This is a genomic window from Micromonospora sp. NPDC005174, assembly GCF_040608495.1.
Classification (GTDB): domain Bacteria; phylum Actinomycetota; class Actinomycetes; order Mycobacteriales; family Micromonosporaceae; genus Micromonospora.
Window position 1 is genome coordinate 58,536 of record NZ_JBEXIJ010000033.1, and the last position, 19,441, is coordinate 77,976.

12 protein-coding genes are annotated in these 19,441 nt (G+C 67.3%); 7 read left to right on the plus strand and 5 right to left on the minus strand.

Going from position 1 to position 19,441, the window contains the following annotated elements; all coding sequences use genetic code 11:
- Positions 1 to 13: 13 nt before the first annotated feature.
- On the minus strand, positions 14 to 1,327 hold the full coding sequence (locus ABZU91_RS27485; protein ID WP_355246347.1) for a 7-cyano-7-deazaguanine synthase: 1,314 nt from the start codon (positions 1,325 to 1,327) through the stop codon (positions 14 to 16).
- Positions 1,324 to 2,088 carry a hypothetical protein gene (locus ABZU91_RS27490; RefSeq protein ID WP_355246350.1) on the minus strand — a complete coding sequence of 255 codons (765 nt, stop codon included), beginning with the start codon at positions 2,086 to 2,088 and terminating at the stop codon, positions 1,324 to 1,326. Before ABZU91_RS27490 ends, ABZU91_RS27485 begins: the two co-directional genes overlap by 4 nt.
- Before the next feature lie 171 nt (positions 2,089 to 2,259).
- On the opposite strand from ABZU91_RS27490, the gene pglW reads away from it, so the two are divergent.
- Entirely contained in the window at positions 2,260 to 6,399 is a 4,140-nt protein-coding gene (gene pglW / locus ABZU91_RS27495) for a BREX system serine/threonine kinase PglW (protein WP_355246352.1), read from the plus strand.
- Positions 6,400 to 6,491: 92 nt separating this feature from the next.
- Here the strand turns inward: pglW and ABZU91_RS27500 are convergent, their stop codons facing one another.
- Together ABZU91_RS27500 and ABZU91_RS27505 are read right to left on the minus strand one after the other, a co-directional pair.
- Entirely contained in the window at positions 6,492 to 7,487 is a 996-nt protein-coding gene (locus ABZU91_RS27500; protein ID WP_355246355.1) for a hypothetical protein, read from the minus strand.
- 250 nt (positions 7,488 to 7,737) lie between these two features.
- Complete coding sequence (locus ABZU91_RS27505) at positions 7,738 to 7,947, minus strand: type II toxin-antitoxin system VapB family antitoxin (protein WP_355246358.1); 210 nt, start codon at positions 7,945 to 7,947, stop codon at positions 7,738 to 7,740.
- A 127-nt stretch (positions 7,948 to 8,074) separates the two neighbouring features.
- Between ABZU91_RS27505 and ABZU91_RS27510 the strand changes: the two genes are divergently transcribed.
- The 6 genes from ABZU91_RS27510 to ABZU91_RS27535 all read left to right on the plus strand — a co-directional run bounded on the left by ABZU91_RS27510 (position 8,075) and on the right by ABZU91_RS27535 (position 18,152).
- Positions 8,075 to 10,174, plus strand: coding sequence for a prolyl oligopeptidase family serine peptidase (locus ABZU91_RS27510; protein WP_355246378.1), 2,100 nt, complete (start codon positions 8,075 to 8,077; stop codon positions 10,172 to 10,174).
- A gap of 69 nt (positions 10,175 to 10,243) precedes the next feature.
- Positions 10,244 to 11,503 carry an AAA family ATPase gene (locus tag ABZU91_RS27515; protein WP_355246360.1) on the plus strand — a complete coding sequence of 420 codons (1,260 nt, stop codon included), beginning with the start codon at positions 10,244 to 10,246 and terminating at the stop codon, positions 11,501 to 11,503.
- Complete coding sequence (locus ABZU91_RS27520) at positions 11,493 to 12,350, plus strand: hypothetical protein (RefSeq protein WP_355246363.1); 858 nt, start codon at positions 11,493 to 11,495, stop codon at positions 12,348 to 12,350. Before ABZU91_RS27515 ends, ABZU91_RS27520 begins: the two co-directional genes overlap by 11 nt.
- 13 nt (positions 12,351 to 12,363) lie before the next feature.
- A complete protein-coding gene (locus ABZU91_RS27525; RefSeq protein WP_355246366.1) occupies positions 12,364 to 14,070 on the plus strand; it encodes a DUF262 domain-containing protein in 1,707 nt (568 codons plus the stop codon).
- 34 nt (positions 14,071 to 14,104) lie between these two features.
- The gene (pglX, locus tag ABZU91_RS27530) at positions 14,105 to 17,617 is read left to right on the plus strand and encodes a BREX-2 system adenine-specific DNA-methyltransferase PglX (RefSeq protein WP_355246369.1); all 3,513 of its coding nucleotides are present in this window, start codon (positions 14,105 to 14,107) and stop codon (positions 17,615 to 17,617) included.
- A 73-nt stretch (positions 17,618 to 17,690) separates the two neighbouring features.
- Positions 17,691 to 18,152, plus strand: a complete 462-nt coding sequence (locus ABZU91_RS27535) for a hypothetical protein (protein ID WP_355246372.1) — start codon at positions 17,691 to 17,693, stop codon at positions 18,150 to 18,152.
- Positions 18,153 to 18,256: 104 nt separating this feature from the next.
- Here ABZU91_RS27535 and ABZU91_RS27540 read toward each other — a convergent pair whose 3' ends face one another.
- On the minus strand, positions 18,257 to 19,030 hold the full coding sequence (locus tag ABZU91_RS27540; RefSeq protein WP_355246375.1) for a hypothetical protein: 774 nt from the start codon (positions 19,028 to 19,030) through the stop codon (positions 18,257 to 18,259).
- Between the last annotated feature and the right edge of the window lie 411 nt (positions 19,031 to 19,441).

Here is a 19,441-nt window from a genome sequence, read left to right on the forward strand (position 1 = left end):
CTCATACCCCTACTCAGCCTGCCCATGCCAGCCGACGAGGCGGCGTCTGGGTGGGTGTGATCGGTCGGCCATGCCAAGCGAACGTCTGCCCAAGTTCCGTTCGACCGCGCTCCACCACATCGAGCAGTGGACCAGGGTCGATGGTGTCCGGCAACGGCGTGTCGGTCGTCAGGTCTCGAACGGAGATTGGGCGGCACAACCACCGGTGCAGCGCCCGCCGATCGACGGCAGCCTTCTCCCGGTCGCCCAGCATCCAGACATCCGTCTTGTACGGGGTGCTGTCCCTTCCCAGTGCGGTAAGGAGACCGGAATGGCGTACCAGGCAGGGGTAGCAGGTCCCGCAGTGGTAGTGCTCGGCACCCGGTCGGTCCCGTGGCGGGCGCCCACAGCTGACGGTGGCATGGGTGAGGGTCGCCGGAGCCAGGCCGGCGTTCAGGGCTTGCTGGCAAACCTCTCCCTTGGTGAGGTGCAGGTACGGGTTGACGACGGTCACCCCGCCGCCGAGAGCGTCGATCAACGAGTTGAGCAGGTGCAGTGTCCCGGGATGTACAGACTTCGTGGAGCAGGCGGCTACCCGGGCCGGTGTGAGCGGGGGATTGACAGCTAGCTGCCCGTTCTCCGGTACGACCACCTGTGGCACCCCGTGGGCGGCGGCCAGATAGATGGCGGTGGCGAGATAGAGCAGCCCGCGGGTACGCGCAGATTTTTCCAGCTTCCTGCTGAGACGGACCTGCTGCGACGCCTTGAGCTGCTCGATGTCGCGACGGGCCGAGCTCTCGATCGCTCTGAGAGTTTGGTCCTGCTGGCTGCCCCACTGGGGTTCGAAATAGGAGACGAGCAGCAGGGGGCCGGCTGCGACCTTCGCACGCTCTGCCGCCCACGCGGTGGAATCGAGCCCTCCAGAGAACAGGGCCACCTCTCCCACCTCGGCGTAAGTCGTCCGTCCCTGCTGGGGCCACGTACGCCCGCCAGTCCGGACGTTGATCGTCCATTGATCCGCGCTTAACGTCTCCGCGAGGTGAGACAGCAGCCGCAGTGTCGGCGGGCTCCAGACAGAGGGGTCGACTACCTCCACGGACAGGTCGATCCTTCGGGTCCAGCCGTCGGCGGCGCCCTCGCGCAGCGACAGCTTGTCGGCCAGGTACACGGCCCGGGCGATCTGTAGCAGGTCCTGGGCCCAGTCCGGGCGGTCCTGGGGTACCTCGGCTAATGTCTGCAACCGCTCGTCGGCGTGCTCAAGCAGTGGCCATCCGATGGTCTCCCGCTTCCGTTCGGTAGACACTCCGGCCCGGGTCGCGTAGTCATACGCGAAGCTCGCCCAGCTCACGCCGCCAACTCCAGTCCGGTGTCGCCGAGCCCGAGGGCCGCAGTCACCGTGGTCGTCAGCAGGTCCTTAGCGACGTCAGGAAGCCGTAATGGCTCCGGCCCACGTTCGGCGGCCTCGACGCAAGGGTTGGGCAGCACCTTGACGACCTGATCGGCGACGAAGCCGGCCACCACATCGGTCGGATCGAAGATGACCAGTGCCGGTACGGCGATCTTGATGTTCTCCGCGATGAGAATGTGTACGAACTCGCCGACCACCTCACCGAAGAACGCTCGATACAACGCGCAGAACAGCTCGCCGGTGACCGGTCTTAAACGGCCAGGATCGGCGAGTGGTCCTTCCTGCGTCACCAGGTGTTCCGCGACGCGTCGGGCGGCCCGGCGGATGGCAGCGTCCACGATGAGTTGGCCATCGCCGGCGACCTGCCCGACGAACCGCCGGACGAACTCGTCGGCGTCATCTTGCGCGGCCAAGTCCCCCACCAGCGGGAGATCCGCTCGCCCGAGGCCATCGAGCAGCTCAATCAGCCGTCCGCCGGCCTGCTCCGCTGCCGCACGGATGCCGAACGCCTCCGGATCTGCGTTCAGGGCGTCTCGCAACGCCCGCTGGTACTGGGCCGCGATCGTCTCGGCGCGTTGGTGGTCATGCCCGAATAGTTGATCAGGCCGGCTGGTGGCGTCCGGCGTCCAGTTGCCCAGCCGGCCTTTGGCAGCGGTCCAGCTGCCGTTCTTCGGACCTGGCAGACGGGTCGAGGTGCCCATGCCGACCTCCCGAGGGGTTGGGAAGGACGTCGAGCGAAGTCTATTGACACCCCCAGTGTTTGGCCAGATGCACTACGTGCTCGGAGCGGTGGTCTCCGCTGATCAAGCGCCGAAACGGTAAAGTGCGCAGCCTGAGCCGGAACATGACGGCCGGGGCGGAAGGGTCGGCGCATGCGGGAGGATTCACCGCGCTGGGAGCAGATCAATTCCAGCTCGTACATCTGGGAGCAGGACGGTCTGCGCGAGCTGGCTGGCTACCTGCCCGACGCCGACCCGTACCACGTCTGGACGAACGTGGAGTTCGTCGGCGCCGACGGCTCGATCAACGAGGTCGACGCCCTGGTGTTGACCCCGAGCGGTCTCTTCGTGCTGGAGCTGAAGCACTGGCAGGGGGAGATCCGCGGTGACGGCACCCAGTGGCTCCGCCGCGCGCCGAATTCGCGACTGATCCCCGAAGACAACCCGTACAGGCTGGCCAACCGGAAGGCGAAGCGGTTGGCCAGCCTGATCCGCTACTACGCCAAGCAACACGGACGGCAGCGCGAGACGCCCTATGTCGGGGCGGCGGTCTTCCTGCACGCGAAGGCGATGCGGGCGGATCTGGACGCGATCGGCAGCCAGCACATCTACGGGCTGGAGGGGCACGACTCCGGTTTGCCCGGCCTGAAGAAGCTGCTGCTCGCCCTGCCGCGGAACCCGGACCATCTGGTGGACGAGGTGCGCGGCCGGGAGATCGTCGAGCTGGTGCGCGGCGCGAAGATCCGCCCGTCGGTGGCGGACCGCAAGGTCGGTCAACTGCTGCTATATCCGAAGCCGTTCGCCGAGGGGCTCGGCTGGCAGGACTTCCTTGCCGGGCACGCGCTGGACACTTCGCTGGTGCGTCGGGTGCGGTTCTACCTAACCAGCCGGGCGGCCGAGCATGAAGTGCCGGCGATCCGCAGGGCGGCGGAGCGGGAGTTCCGCCTGCTGCAAGGCATCCATCATCCAGGCGTGGCCCGGGCGCACGACCTGGTCGAGCATTCGTGGGGCCCGGCGGTCATCTTCGACCATCAGGAGGAATGGGTACGCCTCGACCAGTGGCTGCTGCGACGCGGCGACGCGTTGACCCTGGCCCAGCGACTGCAACTGGTGCAGGATCTCGCCGAGATCATCGACTACGCGCACTCCCGCAGGCTGGCCCACCGGGCGCTCTCGCCCCGGGCGATCTACGTCGGTAACCCGGACGGGCCGCGCCCGACGCTGGTCGTCACCGACTGGCAGACCGGCGGCCGGTTGGCCGGCACGACCCAGCTCACCCGGCTCGGCCCGTCAAGCGACCCGGCCAGCCTGGAGCTGTTCTTCGACGACGAGGTCCGCCGCTACCAGGCGCCGGAGGCGGAGAACGCCACCCGGCTGCCGGGCCACCAGCTCGACGTGTTCTCCCTCGGCGCGCTGGCGTACCGGATCTTCGCCGGGGCGGTGCCGGCCGCCACGCCGGAGGAGCTCGTCAACGCGGTTCGCGACAGTGGCCTGCACCTCGATGCGGCGGTGGACGGCATGCCGCACACGCTGGTCACCCTGGTCTACGACGCGACCCGGGGTGATCCGGCGCAACGGCTGCCGAGCGTCTCCCGGTTCCACAAGGATCTGGAGAAGGTCTGGGAGAAGCTGACCGCGCCCGAGCCCGAGCCGGTCGCCGACCCGCTCTCGGCCCACCGGGGTGACGTGCTCGACGGCGGCCTGGAAGTGAAGGACCGGCTCGGCGCCGGTGCCACCGCCGTCGCCTTCCTGGTCACTCGCGACGGGGAGTCGCGCGACCTGGTGCTGAAGGTCGCCCGTGACGAGCAGCACGAGGAACGGCTGACTGCGGAGGCGCGTACCCTCGCGGGGTTGAAGCATCCCCAGGTGGCCGCGCTGGTCAAGGGCCCGGTCCGGGTCGGCGGCCGGACCGCGCTGCTGATGGAGAGCGCCGGTACGCGGACCCTCGCCGAGGAACTGCGCGGCGGCCGGCTGGCGTTGGACCTGCTGGAGCGGTACGGGCGGGACCTGCTCGACATCGTCAACTACCTGGACGGCCAGGGTGTCTGGCACCGTGACCTGAAGCCGGCCAACCTCGCGGCCCGGCCCCGGCCGAAGGACAAGCAGCCGCACCTGTGCGTCTTCGACTTCTCGCTCTCCTCGGCTCCCGCTGACCAGCTCGGCGCGGGCACTGTCGGCTACCTCGATCCGTTCCTCGGCCCGCCGCGCCGGCTCCGCTACGACGCGGCGGCTGAGCGGTTCGCGGCGGCCGTCGTGCTCTACGAGATGGCGACAGGTGTGCTGCCCCGGTGGGGTGACAACGCCAACCCGGCCGTGGTCAGCGACGAGGTTGCCCTCGACCCGGCGGTGTTCGACCCGGCGGTCGCCGACCGGCTGGTGGAGTTCTTCGGCCGGGCGTTGGCGAGGGACGCGGCGGCGCGGTTCGACACGGTCGACGAGATGACAGACGCCTGGCGGGCCATCTTCCAGCAGGTCCCGCAACCGGCGGTGACTCCGGTCGGCCCGGTGCCGGCGGCGGTGGGGCTGACTCGCGAGTCGCCGCTGGAGGTCACCGAGCTGACCGCCCGAGCCCGCTCGGCGCTGCAACGGCTCGGCCTGCACACTGTCGGCGAGCTGCTGGACGTCGAGCTGTCGGCGCTCACCCGGGCCAAGGGGGTGCCGGACGCCACCCGCAAGGAGATCATCGCCCAGGCACGGGCGCTGCGCGCGGTGCTGCCTGGCGGCAGCGAGTCGGCCGCCGTTGAGGAGAAGCCACTGGCTCAGGGCGTGGAGGCACTTTGCGCGACCCTGTTTCCCGCCTCGACCTCCCGCAACCACCGGACGCTGGCCGTGCTGCTCGGGCAGACGCCCACTGACGACGGTGAGTTCCTGTGCTGGCCGGCGCAGAGTGAGGCGGCCCGGGCCACCGGCCGGAGCCAGCCACAGATCTCCAAGCTGCTCGCCGCCCAGGCCAGGAACTGGCTGGGCGAGCCGGCACTGGAGGCGGTGCGCAACGAAATCGTCGCGCTGCTCGACGCCCGCGGCGCGGTGATGTCCGCCGAGGAACTGGCCCAGGCGCTGATCGCCGCCCGCGGCTCCTACACCCCCGCGCCGAAGCGGCTGCCACAGGCAATCGGGCTGGTCCGCGCCGCCGTCGAGGCCGAGCTGAGCACCGGCGGGGACGCCCGGGTGGCCATCCACCGGTTCCGCACCTCCGGCACCGTTCTGGTCGGCCGGGAACCGGACGATCCGGCGTCAAACGTCACCGCCGCCGACTTCCTGGGGTACGTGGTGGAGCTGGGCGGCCGAGCCGCCGAACTGGCCGGCGCCGATCCGCTGCCGACTCGGCAACGTGCCGTCGAGGAGCTGCGCCGGCTGCCCGTGCCAGCGGGGATGCCGGCCGTGGCCGACCTGCGGCTGTTGCAGCTCGCGGCGGCCGCCCGCAACGACCGGGTCGACGTCAACGCGCAGGGGCAGCTCTACCCGGTGGGGATGCCGGCGGAGCGGGCGCTGCGGCTGTCGGTGGGCAGCCTGATCGGCCAGCGGCTCAGCGAGGAGCAGATCCGCGACCGAGTTCGGAGCCGCTTCCCCCGCGCGGAGCGGCTGCCGAAGCGACCCGCGCTGAACGACCTGCTCGCCGCGGCCGAGGTACCGCTGACCTGGAACCCGCACGACCGGGTGTACGGGCCGGCGACCACGACGGCGTCGGTGACCGGCACCCGGCTGGCCACCACCCACGCACCGCTGCTCGGGCTCACCGCCGCCGACGAGGTGGGAGACAAGCTCGCCTCCGCCATCGACCGGCGGGCCTTCCTCGCGGTGCTGGCGCCGCTGCGCCGGCTCGGGCCGGCCCGGCGGGCGCTGCTGGCCCGGCTGCCGCTGACCGAAGTGGACGTCACCGCGATCCTGCTGGACCGGCTGCGTGCGCTGGGCTTCCCATGGGAGGCGATCGTGGCGGCCGACAACGGCTCCGCGCTGGATGCGGACTTCCGCAGCCTGGTGGACCTGGTCCGGCACCAGGTGGTGCCGGCTGTCGGTGCGGCGATCGCCGCCGCCGACAGGCCGGTGCTGCTCACCGAGGCGGCGCCGCTGGCCCGGTACGGGCAGCTCGGACTGCTCCAGGAGTTGGCCGACCCGACCCGGCCCCGGCCGGCAGCCCGGCTGCTGCTGGTGCCGGCACGGCGACCCGAGCCGGCGGTGCTGGACGGGGTGCAGTTGCCACTGACCTCACCGGCCAGCCAATCGCTGTGGCTCGCCAACGACTGGATCGAGTCGGCCCCGACCAAGCCGACGAGGACCGTCAACTCCGGTTAGACCTCCGCCCTGGAGGAACCGCCATGTCGCCCCCGGTAGTTGACCAAAGCACGTGACGGCTGATGTCATCCAGAGTCGACCGAGGGTGCCGATTAGTCCTGTCCCGAGCGGATTAGCGACGGTTCCCAACCCTCTTCGGCGAAGTCGAAGGCAGGTCGTTGCGGTGTGCCGAGGTGAGGCGGTCGGACGCGGGAAGCCGAGCGATGCCTGCGAGGGGCGGCTGCGTGTAGCAGCGCCATAAGCCGGTCGCCATGCTCGACGACTCGGCGGGCCGTGACATGAGCGCTGGCTAGGTCATTCAGGTTCAGCATCCGCAGTTCAGGTTCACCGTCCGCAATCCACCTCGTCCACTCGTCCACTGCAGGCTCGGTGGCTGAAGTTGAGCCCTCGGTCGTCAGGCCACTCTCATCGATAGGCGCGGGTAGGTGGAACGCGTTGTCCTGCACGAGCAGATCCTCGGCGAGGTTGTGCAGGTCACCGATCGCATCGACGAGTTGCCAGCCGGTGGTGACCAAATCGGGGTTGTCGGTGGACAGGCGTGGGACGAGGACGCGGGTGAGCTTGCGATGTAGCGACTCCCAGTCGCGGTGAAGGCCGGCAGGCCACATGAGCATCCACAGCAGCGCGACCCGGTCGATCGCCTCGCTAGCACCATTGGGAATTTGCCAAGCAGGTCGCTCGGCCCATGGGTCCGCATCGACTCGGCCAGCTTCCTGTCGGTGAAGGTGTTGCCACCCCTCGTGTGCGGCCCTGATTCGGCTGAGTGGTCCGGTGATCTCGTTGAGCGCGTACTGGTAAACGAGAAGGTCACGTATCCGAGCCCAGGTGCCGCCCATGGCGTCGGTGAGTTCTGCAGCGGCTACCTGCCACTGCTGGCGCCGGCGAAGGTTCTGCAAACCAGTCAGAAGTACACCAGCGATGTAGAGCTCCAGCGGTACCAGCATCGCACCGGCGACGATGTTGGCTGTTACTGGCGCTTGATCGGCGAGTTGTGGCCAACGCCCCTCCACGAATGGGCCGCCTCCGACGGCGAGAGCTAGGAACAGGACCCCGACGAGCGTCCACCACATTTTGATCAGCCGCGACACGGCCGTACGATAACCGACCTCTCAAGGTTCAAGCCTTTACAGCGAACAGCGCTCAGGCCCCGGTCTGCTTCGCAGCGGCGGCAGCCCATCGGTGCCAGGTAACCAACCCCCGGCGAACCGGGGGAACCTCAGAATGACCTCTAGCTCGATCGCTCCGCAGTTCCTTGGTCGGAGAGTTCGCCGAGCACAGGGACACGAGTGGCTTTGGCCAGCGGGCGAGAGCGACTTGTCCGGCAGGTAGTGCTCGTGATCACCCTGCTTTCGGCTTGGCAGCCTCGACGGGACCCGTCAGATCGGGCAGCCCTCCGCTTTTGAGCCAGTCGGCGAACTGCCGCCGCTTCTCGCGGTCGATGACAGCCTTGAGGGCGGCGTTGATGCTGGCCTTCTTCGTCGTGGTGCCGAGAATCATGACGGCCTCGGCGAGTAGCTCGTCATCGACATCCAGGATCGTCCGGCTCACGGGTGCCTCCTCTGATGGGCGTTACTTTCCTTTGACATCAATCTGGCACGTTCTGTCAGACCGGCTGAGTCGCCATGCTGACAACCGACATGGATACGGATCGCCCGTCGGGATAGTTGCGAAGGTGGTGAGGTTGATCGATGAGAGCGATGACCCGTACCTCTGGCTGGAAGATCTTGATGGCGCGGACGCCGCAGGGTGGGTGCGGGACCGCAACGCGGAGACCCTGGCCAGGCTGACCGAAGGCGAGGCGTTCCCCAGGCTGCGGGCTGAGATCTTGCAGGTGCTCGATGCCGCGGACCGCATTCCCTATGCGGGGTGGCTCGGGGACGGGCACTACTACAACTTTTGGCGAGACGCGGCGCACCCGCGTGGGGTTTGGCGGCGGACGACGCCCGATGAATACCGCCGGCCTGAGCCGCAGTGGGACGTGCTGATCGACCTCGACGCGTTGGCTGCGGAGGAGGGCGAGAACTGGGTCTGGCAGAAGGTGACGGTGCTGCGGCCCGGCTACGAGCGCTGCCTGATCAGCCTGTCCCGGGGCGGCGCCGACGCGGTCGTGGTGCGCGAGTTCGACCTGCTCCGCCGGGCTTTCGTCGAGGACGGCTTCATGCTGCCGGAGGCGAAGAGCCGGGTCTGCTGGATCGACGCGGACCACATCTACGTCGGCACCGACTTCGGGCCGGGGTCGCTGACCTCTTCCGGGTACCCACGCGTCGCAAAACGCTGGTGGCGAGGCACGCCGCTGTCGGCGGCCGACACGGTGCATGAGGGGCGGCTGGAGGACGTCGCGGTGTTTGCCTCGCACGATCCAACCCCTGGATTCGAGCGCGACTTCGTCGGTCGCAGCCTGGACTTCTACCGCACTGAGAGCTACCTGCTGACCGGGGCGGGCGAGCTGACCCGGATCGAGGTGCCGGAGGATGCCTGGTGGGACGTACACCGCGCGTGGCTTTTGATCCGGCTGCGCTCGCCGTGGCTGGTCGGTGAGGTGACCCATCCCGCCGGCGTTCTGCTGGCGACCCGGTTCGAGGCGTTCCTCGCGGGTCAGCGGGAGCTGGCGGTGCTCTTTCGGCCCGACGCTCGCTCGGCGCTGAGCTCTTACGTCTGGACCCGGAACCATCTGATCCTGGCCATGCTCGTCGACGTGCGGAGTCGGCTGGAGGTGCTGACGCCCGGCGAGACGGGTTGGCGGCGGGAGACGCTCGCGGGGGTGCCGGAGTTCGATCACAGCCGGATCGTGGAGACCGACCCGCACCACGATGACGCCTACCTGCTCGCCTCCGAAGGGTTTCTGCAACCGGCGAGGCTGCGGCTCGGCCAGGTCGGCGGTGCGGTCGAGACGCTCAAGCGGGGGCCGGCGTTCTTCGACGCGGACGGCCTGGCGGTACGCCAGTTCTTCGCCACCTCGGCCGACGAAACCCGGGTGCCGTACTTCGTGGTGCGCGACCCGAGCGCGGCCGGCGGGCCGACGCTGCTGACCGGGTACGGCGGCTACGAGGTCTCCCTGACCCCGTACTACAGCGGGATCATCGGTCGGGGCTGGCTGGCCCGGGGCGGCACCTACGTGGTGGCGAACATCCGGGGCGGCGGGGAGTACGGCCCCGAGTGGCACCGCGCCGCGCTGCGGGAGAACCGGCCCCGGGCGTACGAGGACTTCGCGGCGGTGGCGGCCGACCTGGTGGCGCTCGGGATCACCACGCCGGAGCGGCTCGGCATCGAGGGCGGCAGCAACGGCGGGCTGCTGATGGGGGTGATGCTGACCCGCTACCCCGCGCTCTTCGGTGCTGTCGTCGCAAGCGTGCCGGTGTTGGACATGCGGCGCTATCACCGGCTGCTGGCCGGGGCCTCGTGGATGGCTGAGTACGGCGACCCGGACCGGGAGGCCGACTGGGCCTACCTGCGGGAGTATTCGCCCTACCACAACGTGCGCGGCGATCGACCGTACCCGCCGGTCCTACTCGTCACCTCGACCCGCGACGACCGGGTGCATCCGGGGCACGCCCGCAAGATGGCGGCCCGGCTGCGCCAGCACGGCCACGAGGTGGCGTACTACGAGAACGTCGAGGGTGGGCACGGCGCGGCGGCCAACAACGAGCAGCGAGCCTTCGTGTGGGCGCTGACGCTGGAGTTCCTGTGGCGGAAGCTAAGCGTGTCGCAACCTGGGTCTGCGGTGCCGCCGCGCCAGTATTCCCATACCAGCGAGCCGGTTACCGAAGGACGCTGACGTCTATTTGTCCAGGATGGCCATTCGGAGGGCACCTGAGTCGTCACGCGCTGTGGTAAGAATCTAGGAATGCCGCTGCGCAAGATCGTGTTGGAGAACTACCGCTGCTTTCGGGATCGGCAGGAGGTGGAGCTGGCGCCGGTCACGGTGGTTCTCGGCAAGAACAACTCCGGCAAGAGCGTGCTGACCCGGGCGCCGCTGGTGATCGCAACGGGTTTCGGTACCACCAGCACCGCCCCGCTCGACCTGGACCGGCTGGTGCCACAGCCGGTGGACGGTTTCCCCGACCTTATCTTCGAGCAGAGCCCGCACGGAAAGTTCTCGCTCGGGTTCACGGTGGACGGGCCGAGCCCTTTCGAGATGGCGGCCACGATCCGCTATGTCGACGAGGATCGCCGGGCATACGTGTCGAGCCTGCACCTCGCGAGTCAGGGCGACACCATCGACTTCGACCTACTGCCGACGATCGAGACGACCGAACACGGCGTCGTCTATGAGATCAGTTCGAAGGTCCACCCCCGCACTGTCACCCGACCGGTGGTCTTCAACGGCCTGCTGCCGCGAGTGGAGGACGTCGCCGAGCTCTGGCCGTTCGGCGATCGGCGGATCTCGTTCGGGCCGATCCGGTTCCTCAGTGCCTACCGCGACCGGCCGGAGAGGCAGCATCGGCTGCCACTCGGCACACCCCGTGCCGTCGGTGAGCAGGGGCAGGGCACCTCCGGCATCCTTGCCCACGATCAGGCGCGCGGGGATGGCGAGCTGCTGGGTCGGGTCAACGAGCGGCTTGCGGTGATCGTGCCGGGTTGGCGCATCGAGGAGATCGAGGCGGGTCCGCTGTGGTCGACGGTGTTGACTAGAAAGGGCAGCGGAGTCCGGGTCAACCTGGCCGACGCTGGCACCGGCTTGTCCCAGATCCTGCCGATCCTGGTGCAGTGTGCGTTGGACGAGCGGCGCGACACGCAGTCGGCCCCGGCGTTGCAGATCATCGAGGAGCCGGAGATGCATCTACATCCCGGCGCGCACGCCGAGCTGGCCGATCTCTACCTGAACACCGCGCAGGCCACCGACACCCAGTTCCTGATCGAAACTCACAGTGAGACGCTGCTGCTGCGGCTGCGGCGACGGATTGCCGAGCAGAAATACCCTGCTGACATGCTCGCCGTCTACGTCGTGGAGCAAGCCGACGGCGTGTCGGTGATCCGCCGGGTCGGGGTCAACGAGCTGGGCGACCTCGGTGACGAATGGCCCGAGGGCTATTTCTCGCAGGACTACCACGAGGTGCGGGCTCTCGCTTCCGCCCAGCTCAATCGGAGTGGCTATGCATCTTGACATCAAGGCAGAGGTGTTCCACTCGGGCGACCAGCTCACCGTAGCCAAGCTGCTCGATCTGGCCATGACGGGGCGACACCGGTGGCGCCCCGATCGCGCCGTCGCGGAGAGCGCGGCGCGCTTCGCGGAAACGCTGCCGTTCAAAGCGGTAAAGACTTTCGTAGAGCACGCGTTGGTCGAGGCGTTCAAGCCGTCGACGGCGGAGGACACCAGCGCGGTGGTCACCGCCGCCCGACTCAAGGACCTGGTGGAGGACCTCAGCCGGCCGGCTGTGCTGGTCGTCGAGGACGAGATTACCGAGGAGTCCTTCCTGCTGGCCGTCGCTGAGGCGTTCGGCGAGCACGCCATCGTGCACGCCCTCGGCCAGCACTGGCTGCGACTCAGCCATGCCGGCGGCAAGGACCGGATGGTGCAGTTCGTCGAGCGGCGGCGGCGCGAGTTCTCCGTCCTGATCCGAGTGGCGGCCCTGATGGACAGCGACCGCGGCAAGGCCGGCCAGCGGACCAGGAACGACACCTACGCATTGCAGATCCGCGCTCTCGACGGGGTCAGCGAGGTGCACGTGTGGCACTGCCGTGAGCTGGAAAACTATGTGCCATGCCGGGTCTGGGAGGAAGGCTTCATTGACCGAGCCCCTGCCGAGCGGGACGCCAAGCTGGCGAGCCTTCGGGGGATGCCTCACGAGGACCGGCACTATGTCGACGTGAAGAAGCACTTCGGCGGGTCGATGCCCAGGCCGTTGATCCCGCCGGATCTACGGCTCACCGAGGCAGACTTCGACGAACTTGGCCCGGTCGCCGTGGCGGACCTGCGGGAGCTGCTGGCCATGATTCGTCGGATTCTGTAGGACACTGACGCCCATGCGCACCGACCAGGCCGAGATTCGACCGGACCCGACCATCGCGCTCGTCGGTGACCTGCTGACTGACATCGCGAAGGGGACGATCCGGGTGCCGGCGTTCCAACGGCCCTTCGTGTGGCGTCCGGCGCAGATGTTGGAACTCTTCGACAGCATCGAGCGCGGCTATCCGATCGGCAGCCTGCTGCTCTGGCAGACCGAGCTGCCGATCCCTTCGCTGGAGCGGATCGGTGGCCTGCCGATCCCACCACCGCCCGCAGGGCAGCAGATCTCCTACCTGCTCGACGGCCACCAGCGGGTCTCCACCCTCTTCGGTGTGCTGAACCGGCCGCCGCGCCGTGGCCCGGCTGCAGACGACGGAGACTGGGTCTGGCAGGTCTACCGGGACCTGCGCGCTGACCGGCACGGCTCGGAGCGTTATCGACACCATCGCTCGGGTCGATGGTTGCCCCACCTGTTGCCGCTGGCGGCGGTGATGCGCACCCGGGACTTCCTCGGGCACTTCCGCGAGGTTGAGCTCGCCACTCGGGACGTCGACCAGGTCGACTCGCTCATCCGCGAGGCCGAGGCGGTGGTGCAGCGGATCAAAAGCTACAAACTCACTGTAGTACGCCTGCAGGGCGCGAGCCTTGACCAGGCGGTCAACGTCTACGCCCGGCTCAACCGCACCGGCACCCGGATGGACCCGGACCAGATGGTCTCGGCGCTGACCTACCGCGAAGAGCAGCCGTCGCTGGCGAGCCGAATCGACGATATTGTCACCTCGATCGCCGATAGCGGCTTCGGGGAGCTGCCCCGACTCGCGGTCTTCCGCTCGCTGCTGGCGATTGCCGGCGAGTCGGACATCATGTCGCCGCGCTGGAGTCTGGTCGCCGACTACGTCCAGAACCGGTTGCACGACGACCTGCCGCGTACCCGCCGAGCGGTGCGACTTGCAGCGGAGTTCCTGCGCAACGGAATCGGAATGCCGCACGCCCGGTTCCTGCCGTACTCACACCAGCTTGTCCTACTGGCAATGTTCTTCCATTCCTGCCGGGAGCCGAGCGGTCGACAGTATGATGGGCTGCGGCGGTGGTTCTGGGTGACCTCCTGGTCGGGTGCGTTCGCCGGGGCGACCTCGACCATGCTGCGCCGGGCGTTGGCCGAGATGCGGCAGTTCGCGATTGGTGAGGCCGACCTACCCCTGAACGTCGCTGACGTACAACCGATGCCGCCGTCGTTCAACCTTAACGGCGCGCGAACGAAGGCGTACGTCATCTGGGAGGCTTTGGAGTTTCCCCGTCGCTTCGACATGCTCGGCCAGCCCTTCGAGGTGGCGAACGTGCTCTCGACGGCGGACAACCAGATCTTCCGGCACGTGGTGCCGCGAGATCCTCGCCCAGCTAACCGGCTGATCTTCCCCACTACGCCAAACACCAGCGTCCTCATGGCGCTCAAGGGGCTCGACCTGCCCGTCGGACCGGGTCTCTTTGACGGCAACCCCGAACTACGTCGGCTGGTGGGCCCGTCGAAGACCGAGCAGATCCTGGAGAGCCACGGCATCCCACTCAAGGCGTGGCGGCGGCTCTGCGACGGGGGCAACGGCGGTCAGATTTTCGTCGAGGACCGCACCGAGCTGCTGGAGCGACGGCTCCGCGCGTTCGCCGAGCACCTGGACGTTCGGGTAGGTGGTCAGCTGGCTGGTGCCGCCGATGACGATTCGGAGTAGTGGCAGCCGGGGCGACAGACCTTAGGATCTAGCGGTGATCGAGCTGAAGGCGTTGCAAGCGCAGGTCAAGACTCTGGTGGAGGATCTGCGTCGGCAGGTCGTGGAGGCGCCGGACCTCCGCGCGACACTGCGCCAGGAGTACGCGGCGGCGCAGGCAGCCGAACGGGTCGGCGGCAGCTTCGAGACCTGGCTCGACGATGTGCTCGACCAGGCCGCGGTGGCCTGGGTGCTCGGCTGCGTGTTCGTCCGGTTCTGCGAGGACAACGCGCTGGTCGAGAAGCTTTGGATCGGCGGCGCCGACCCGGCCGCGCCGGCCGAGCGGGCCGTGCAGCACCGGCAGGCGTACCTGATCGCCAACCCCCGCCACAACGACCGGCACTGGCTGCGGGAGGCGTTCGGCTACCTGCGCGGCCTCAAGGCCACCGGCAAGATCTTCGACCAGCACAACCCGGCGTGGCGGTTCGACATCTCCGGCCCGGCCGCCGAGGAGTTGAGCGACTTCTTCCGGCGGGGCGCCGGGCAGGAGTCGCTGCGCCGCGACGACCTGAACACCCGCTTCCTGGGCGACCTCTACCAGGACATGTCGACGCACGCGAAGAAGACGTACGCGCTGCTGCAGACGCCGGAGTTTGTGGAGGAGTTCATCCTCGACCGCACCTTCGAACCGGCCGTCAAGGAGTTCGGCCTCGCCGCGACCAGCGTCATCGACCCGACCTGCGGGTCCGGCCACTTCCTGCTCGGCGCGTTTCACCGGCTGGTGGGCAAGTGGCAGGACCGGGAGCCGGGGACCGATGTGCGGATCCTCGCGGAGCGGGCGCTCGGCCAGGTGACCGGTGTCGACATCAACCCGTTCGCGGTGGCGATCGCCCGCTTCCGGTTGCTGATCGCCGCAATGAAGCTGTGCGGGCTGACGAAGCTGGAACGGACGCCGGCCTTCTCGCTCCGGGTGGCGACCGGCGATTCGCTGCTTCACTGGGGGCGCACATCTCGTGCTCAGGGTGATCTGGTGGCGCTGCTTGAGGACCGCCCCGCTTTCGCGTACGAGAGCGAGGACGCTGACCTGCTCAAGGAATACCTGGCCGAGAACCAGTACACCACGGTGGTCGGCAACCCCCCTTATATCACCGTCTCCGATATCGCGCGCAACCAGCTCTACCGACGGTTGTACGACACCTGCTCCGGTAAGTACGCCCTGACAGTGCCATTCGCGCAGCGTTTCTTCGCGTTAGCTAAGCGGGGTGACCACGACGGCGATGGCGCAGGGTACGTTGGGCAGATCACCGGCAACGCCTTCATGAAGCGTGAATTCGGCAAGAAGCTCATTATGGAGTACTTCGCGGGTCAGGTTGAGCTTGCCGAGGTGATCGACACCTCTGGTGCCTTCATACCTGGCCACGGCACTCCAACCGTGATCTTGATCGGCCGTAACCGCCTCGTCAGTTCTCGATACAGCGGTCCGATTCGCACGGCCCTGGGGGTGCGAGGTGAGCCATCCGCCCCGATTAATCCGGCGGCTGGGAAGGTTTGGTCGGCGATCATAGGGCAAGTTGATCGAGTGGGCTCGGAAAGTCGCTGGATCACTGTGGCGGACACCCCCCGAGTACGACTGGCGCGTTTCCCATGGTCCCTGACTGGGGGTGGCACGGCTGAACTAATGACTTCGATCGAATCTTCAGCAGAGGTGCGGATTTCCAATTTTGCTGACGGACAGATCGGCTTTGCCAGCTTTTCTGGTGTTGACGATCTCTTCTACCTCCCGTCGGATTGGCACCTCCGCCACGCCACGCCACGCCACTTGGTTCGCGGAGTGGTTACAGGGGAAGGGGTGAGGGATTGGAATTGCTCACCCATGTTCGCTGCTCTCGTTCCCTATGATTCCAGTGGCCAACTGCTTGACCTCGACATGTCGACACGCTGGGCTCGTCATTTGTGGAAGGGTAAGCAGATCCTAGGCGCCCTCACCGACTTTTCTCGGCGCACCCGTGCTAATCTGCAAACGCCATGGTGGGCTTGGTACCGATGGGTTCAGTCGCGGTACCAAACACCGCTCGCGATTACCTTCTCTCATGTTGCCACCCATGGCCACTTCGCGCTGGGTCGCAGCGGCATCACTTATAATCAGCACGCACCCGTCATCAAGCTGCCGGAGGGGACCGCAGAGGACGATCACCTTCGCTTGACTGGCGTTCTGAATAGCTCGACCGCCTGCTTCTGGCTGAAGCAGGTCAGTCATGACAAGGGCATTCGTGGTGAAGGTGGCGGATTCACCAGTGACGATTGGGAGCGATTTTTCGAGTTCACCGGCACCAAGCTCCAGGAGTTCCCGCTGCCGGATGCGTACCCGTTGGGGCGGGCGCGGGAGTTGGACGGGTTGGCGCAGCGGCTGTCGAGCTTGACCCCGGCGGCGGTTGCCGCCTCGGGGGTGCCTACCCGGCAGCGGCTCGCGGAGGCTGACGTGGAGTACCGCTCGGTGCGGGCGCGGATGATCGCGCTGCAGGAGGAGTTGGACTGGGAGGTCTACCGGCTCTACGGGCTGATCGACGAGGATTTGACCTGCGACAACCCGCCGGAGTTGGCGTTGGGGGAGCGGGCCTTCGAGATCGTGCTGCACACCAGCGGGGCGCAGACCGAGTGGTTCAACCGGCACGGGTCGAAGCCGATCGACCGGCCGCAGCCGCATTGGCCGGCGGAGTACCGGTCCCTCGTGGAGCGGCGGCTCGCCACCATCGAAGCGAACCGGCACATTGGGCTGATTGAGCGGCCGGAGTGCAAGCGCCGCTGGTCCACTGAGGGCTGGGAGAAGATGCAGTCGGCTGCGTTGCGGGACTGGCTGCTCGACCGGTTGGAGTCCGCAGAGCTGTGGGCGGGGCAGCAGCCGAAGCCACTGTCGGTGGCGCAGCTTGCTGACCGGATTGGTGGTGATCAGGATTTCCGGGCCGTGCTGGATCTGTGGGTCGGGCACGACAGCTACGACCTGACGCGCACGCTGGGGCAGTTGCTCGCCGACGAGCACGTGCCGTACCTGCCGGCGCAGCGTTACAAGCCGGCCGGGCTGCGCAAGCGGGCGCAGTGGGAGCGCACCTGGGCGTTGCAGCGCAAGGAGGACGCGGGGGAGAAGGTCGCTATCGAGGTGCCGCCGAAGTACGCCTCGGCGGACTTCCTTCGGCCATCGTACTGGAGGGCGCGCGGCAAGCTCGACGTGCCGAAGGAACGGTTTATCTCGTACCCGCAGGCGGGCCGGGACAGCGACGGCAGTGAGCTGCTCGGGTGGGCCGGTTGGGATCACCTGGCGCAGGCGCAGGCGCTCGCCACCGTCTACCTTGACCGGAAGACGCAGGAAGCGTGGCCGGCGCACCGGCTGCTGCCGCTGCTCGCCGGGCTGGTGGAGATCGAGCCGTGGCTGCATCAGTGGCACTCGGGTGAGCAGGCCGGGTTCCCCGGATCACCGGCCGATTTCTTCACCGACTTCATCAACGCGGAGCTGGCCCAGCTCAGCTCCGACCGTTCGGCGTTGGCGCTGCTGCGCGGGGTGCCCGAGCTGCCGTGAACTATCCGGGCTTGCTCGACTTGGCCGCAACGTGCGCACAGGCGGCTTGTCCTTACCACCGAGAGGCACCTGTATGGCACCACCAACCAAGATCCAGAATGCGGATGAGGCCATTCGCTGGATCAAGGAGGGCCGATCGTACGCCTGGATGACAGCGGAGCACGAGCGGAAGTACAACATCAGGATCAGCGCGTCCGGATGGAGTTACTTCCGCGGCAAAAATGGTCTCGACGTGCGTGCTGTCTCCGATGAGGAGTTGGTGCCGTGGTCAGTCAAGCACGAGCACCGCAACAACTACTACCTGTACTGCCTGCGGCAGGAGGGCCGGCGACGTCACGGCAAGAAGCTCGATGAACACGCCGAGACTCGGGTCAACGCCTTTCTGCGCGACCTGGCGGAGGAGCGCGTGGTGGTTGATTACGATCCGAGCACGGAGAACGGCTTTCGCCTTGTTCTACGAGAGGCGCAAGACGAAGGCAGCCTGGTCCGACGGCCTGCGAAGACGGGTGCCCGAAGGCGGCGGGGCCCGCAGTAGGAGGACGGCAGCCGTTCCTTTGACTACCTTTCGTGGCGACCGAGCCGGGTTGCCTCGGATAGCCGCAGTCGCCAATCCTGCGTACGACCCGACTACCGGTAATTTCAATCCGGTCTCCACGTGTTCGAAGCGTGGTTCAGGAGGGCCGTGGCCAGCAGTTGCCGTGATTCTTCTACGGAACTCTTCGGTTGGTCACGGGCCCCGTGGTCGGATGTCTCCCACACGCTCCTCATCAGCCTCCGTACTTCTGGAATCGCATGCATGTGCTCAAACCAGACATCGGTGGCTCTGCTTACGCTTTTCGTTGAATAGCGCTGCTCGCGATCGCGCCAACCGAGTCGGTAGGCACCGCCTTGAGAAAACGAGGAGACGCTCACCAGCCCATCTTCCAGGTCGGCGATCTCCCTGCCGTCGCTGACGCTTCCGCGAATGAAGGAGTGTTGGCTCAGCGACCGATCGTCCCACATGGATCGCTCTGGGCCGATTGAAGCGACAGCGGTCTGCATTTTTACGCCTGGAAGAATTCCCCGCCATCCGAGCCACGGATCGTAGGTGGGCTGCCGAAAGCCTACGAAGCCATTAAAAGGGTCGTCCTGGTGAAAATCAGTCACGATGCAGTTGGTGTAGACGCCGAAGAGGAGGAGCGCCGGTGTATCGAAGACGTAGAAGACTGATCCCTGCTTGCGTCGCTCCTCGGCCGCGTCCCGAGCAGACGCCTGATTCAAGAACATCGCGGCGCTTCCCTGGTAGCTGCGGATCCACTTCGAGTGCCATGCGTTCCGACCCTCAAGGAGAAGGGTGACTCGCTTGGGCGCAATGCCCACGAGTACGTCGTGCTCGTCGCCATCCTCCGGCCACTGGTATGGGCTGATTCTCACCGCTTCTCCTCGACCGTGGATCATGACTTAGGCGTGGACGCGAATCGTACACCGCGGTAAGGGGCTTTGTGCCTTGCGCATGGTCGGTTCGCCGGCCGTCCACGGCCGCAGGCATTCCACGTCCGGTTGCCACCGCCGCTGCGGTCGATCGTGCAGTTGTGGTGCCTATTAGCTGACGATTTGCCATCTATCGTTGCCCGCCACAACTCCATGATCGACGGATTAGGGGAACGGAGGGCGGCGAATGAGGGCCGGAGTCGGGTAGGGAGGGAGGGGTGCCAACGAGCGTGATGGCAGGCGGGCATCAATATGCCTCAGAGGGCGTTTCACATTGCTGTCAGTCGGGTGTGTCGAAGGTGAGGCGTTGTTGGCGGGTGGCGGGTTCGCCTCGGGCGAGGCGGCGGAGCATGC